Origin of the sequence: Pseudovibrio sp. Ad46, assembly GCF_001623065.1 — a bacterium.
GTDB lineage: Bacteria > Pseudomonadota > Alphaproteobacteria > Rhizobiales > Stappiaceae > Pseudovibrio.
The window spans coordinates 2,501-5,793 of record NZ_LMCG01000014.1 but is presented as its reverse complement, the minus strand read 5'-3'; the positions used below and the strand labels follow the sequence as shown (position 1 = coordinate 5,793).

Annotated in this window: 2 rRNA genes; both read right to left on the bottom strand. The window is 51.4% G+C overall.

Annotated elements, in window-relative coordinates:
- Positions 1–49 precede the first annotated feature (49 nt).
- Positions 50–164: ribosomal RNA gene (gene rrf, locus PsAD46_RS04360) — 5S ribosomal RNA — on the bottom strand.
- Positions 165–328: 164 nt separating this feature from the next.
- Positions 329–3,059, bottom strand: a 23S ribosomal RNA gene (locus tag PsAD46_RS04355).
- Between the last annotated feature and the right edge of the window lie 234 nt (positions 3,060–3,293).

The window sequence follows — 3,293 nt, the reverse complement described above, 5'->3', positions numbered from 1 at the left end:
TGTTTGTTCTGTTTTATTTTGTAGAGATTTGTCGGTGTGTATTATTCATGCCCGGCGGCGCCCTACTCTCCCGCGTCTTAAGACGAAGTACCATTGGCGCAGGGGCGTTTCACTTCCGAGTTCGGGATGGGATCGGGTGGGGGCGCCCCGCCATAGCCACCGGGCAGGAATAAGTCACACTGACTTTTGAACTGGTCTTTTATGCCACTCTTATTGAGAGTGTCAGGACACTTCTGCGAAGTGTCTGTTGTTGTTTTTCCAAGTTTTAGCTTTGTTTTGTTGGCGACAAATCTAGGTGTTTGTCGTTTATGATTATAGCTTAATGGGAGTGATCAAGATCAATCGAGCTATTAGTAAGGCTCAGCTTCGAGAGTTACCCCTCTTCCACATGCCTCCTATCAACGTGGTGGTCTTCCACGGCTCTCAAGGGATATCTAGTTTTGAGGTTGGTTTCCCGCTTAGATGCCTTCAGCGGTTATCCATTCCGAACATAGCTACCCTGCAATGCGGCTGGCGCCACAACAGGTCCACCAGAGGTTCGTCCATCCCGGTCCTCTCGTACTAGGGACAGATCCTCTCAAATTTCCTACACCCACGGCAGATAGGGACCGAACTGTCTCGCGACGTTCTGAACCCAGCTCACGTACCACTTTAATTGGCGAACAGCCAAACCCTTGGGACCTGCTCCAGCCCCAGGATGTGATGAGCCGACATCGAGGTGCCAAACAATGCCGTCGATATGGACTCTTGGGCATCATCAGCCTGTTATCCCCGGCGTACCTTTTATCCGTTGAGCGATGGCCCTTCCACGAGGGACCACCGGATCACTATGACCGACTTTCGTCTCTGCTCGACTTGTCAGTCTCGCAGTCAGGCAGGCTTATGCCATTGCACTCAACGAGCGATTTCCGACCGCTCTGAGCCTACCTTCGCGCGCCTCCGTTACCATTTGGGAGGCGACCGCCCCAGTCAAACTACCCGCCACACACGGTCCCGGGTATTGTAGTACCGCGGTTAGATATCCATGAGGACAAGGGTGGTATTTCAAGGATGACTCCACCAAAGCTGGCGCCTTGGTTTCAACGTCTACCACCTATCCTACACATGTCATCACGAATACCAGTGTGAAGCTGTAGTAAAGGTGCACGGGGTCTTTCCGTCTGACCGCAGGAACCCCGCATCTTCACGGGGAATTCAATTTCACTGAGTCTGTGCTGGAGACAGCGGGGAAGTCGTTACGCCATTCGTGCAGGTCGGAACTTACCCGACAAGGAATTTCGCTACCTTAGGACCGTTATAGTTACGGCCGCCGTTTACTGGGGCTTCAATTCGGTGCTTGCACACCTCCTCTTAACCTTCCAGCACCGGGCAGGCGTCAGACCCTATACGTCGCCTTGCGGCTTCGCAGAGCCCTGTGTTTTTGATAAACAGTCGCAACCCCCTATTCTGTGCCCCCAATACAAAGTTGCCTTCGTATTGGGCTCCCTTCTCGCGAACTTACGGGAGCAATTTGCCGAGTTCCTTCAGCACAGTTCTCTCAAGCGCCTTGGTATACTCTACCTGTCCACCTGTGTCGGTTTCGGGTACGGTCTTAGCGTGGGAGCTATTTCCAGGAACACCTTCACCGCATCTCCAATCCAATAAGGAGATACGATACACGGCATCCGTCACTACCCACTGGCCGGGGAATATTAACCCCGTTCCCATCGACTACGCCTTTCGGCCTCGCCTTAGGGGCCGGCTAACCCTGCGCCGATTAGCGTTGCGCAGGAACCCTTGGACTTTCGGCGAGAGGGTCTCTCACCCTCTTTATCGTTACTCATGTCAGCATTCGCACTTCTGATACTTCCAGCAGCCCTCACGGGTCCACCTTCATCAGCTTACAGAACGCTCCGCTACCGCTTGTCAAAGACAAGCCCGCAGTTTCGGTGTATGGCTTTAGCCCCGGTACATTTTCGGCGCGGAGACCCTTATTTAGACCAGTGAGCTGTTACGCTTTCTTTAAATGATGGCTGCTTCTAAGCCAACATCCTGGTTGTTTTGGGATCTCTACATCCTTTCCCACTTAGCCATAACTTAGGGACCTTAACTGGCGGTCAGGGTTGTTTCCCTCTCCACAATGGACGTTAGCACCCACTGTGTGTCTGCCCTGCAGTACTTCCTGGTATTCGGAGTTTGGTTAGGATCAGTAAGGCGGTGAGCCCCCATAGCCCATCCAGTGCTCTACCCCCAGGAGTATTCACAGGACGCTCTACCTAAATAGATTTCGCGGAGAACCAGCTATTTCCGAGTTTGATTGGCCTTTCACCCCTAGCCACAAGTCATCCCCGAATTTTTCAACATTCGTGGGTTCGGTCCTCCAGTGCATGTTACTGCACCTTCAACCTGCTCATGGCTAGATCACTCGGTTTCGGGTCTAATCCAACGAACTAAGACGCCCTATTCAGACTCGCTTTCGCTACGCCTACACCTATCGGCTTAAGCTTGCTCGTTAAATTAAGTCGCTGACCCATTATACAAAAGGTACGCTGTTACCCAGAACAAATCTTGGGCTCCAACTGTTTGTAAGCATTCGGTTTCAGGTACTATTTCACTCCCCTCGTCGGGGTACTTTTCACCTTTCCCTCACGGTACTGGTGCGCTATCGGTCGACTAGGAGTACTTAGGCTTGGAGGGTGGTCCCCCCATGTTCAGACAGAATTTCACGTGTTCCGCCCTACTCGAGGACTATAAATCTTTCTACCCGTACGGGACTATCACCCACTAAGGTCAAGCTTCCCAGCTTGTTCCGGTTCTTAATCTATAGCCACTGGCCTGATCCGCGTTCGCTCGCCACTACTAGCGGAGTCTCGGTTGATGTCCTTTCCTCCGGGTACTTAGATGTTTCAGTTCCCCGGGTTTGCCCCCTTGCGGGTACACCTTACGGTGTGGGTTGCCCCATTCAGAAATCGCCGGATCAAAGCTTATTCGCAGCTCCCCGACGCTTATCGCAGCGTATCACGTCTTTCATCGCCTCTAGTCGCCAAGGCATCCACCAAATGCTCTTAAGACACTTGATCACTCTCATTAGCTATAATCATAAAGGCCGTTTCCATAGGAAACGTCCAAAGACGTTTTGCTAAAAACGTCCAAGCCACTCCAAAAGGAACAGCTCGATTAAAACCAACAAAAATAAAGCTTGATTTAACTTGGCTTGTACATCAGTTGCGTGATGTACAATCAACAATACATACATCGTATGTATCAAAGACATATGCAATGCATATGCCTAGACCAGTTCATGAGACATAACT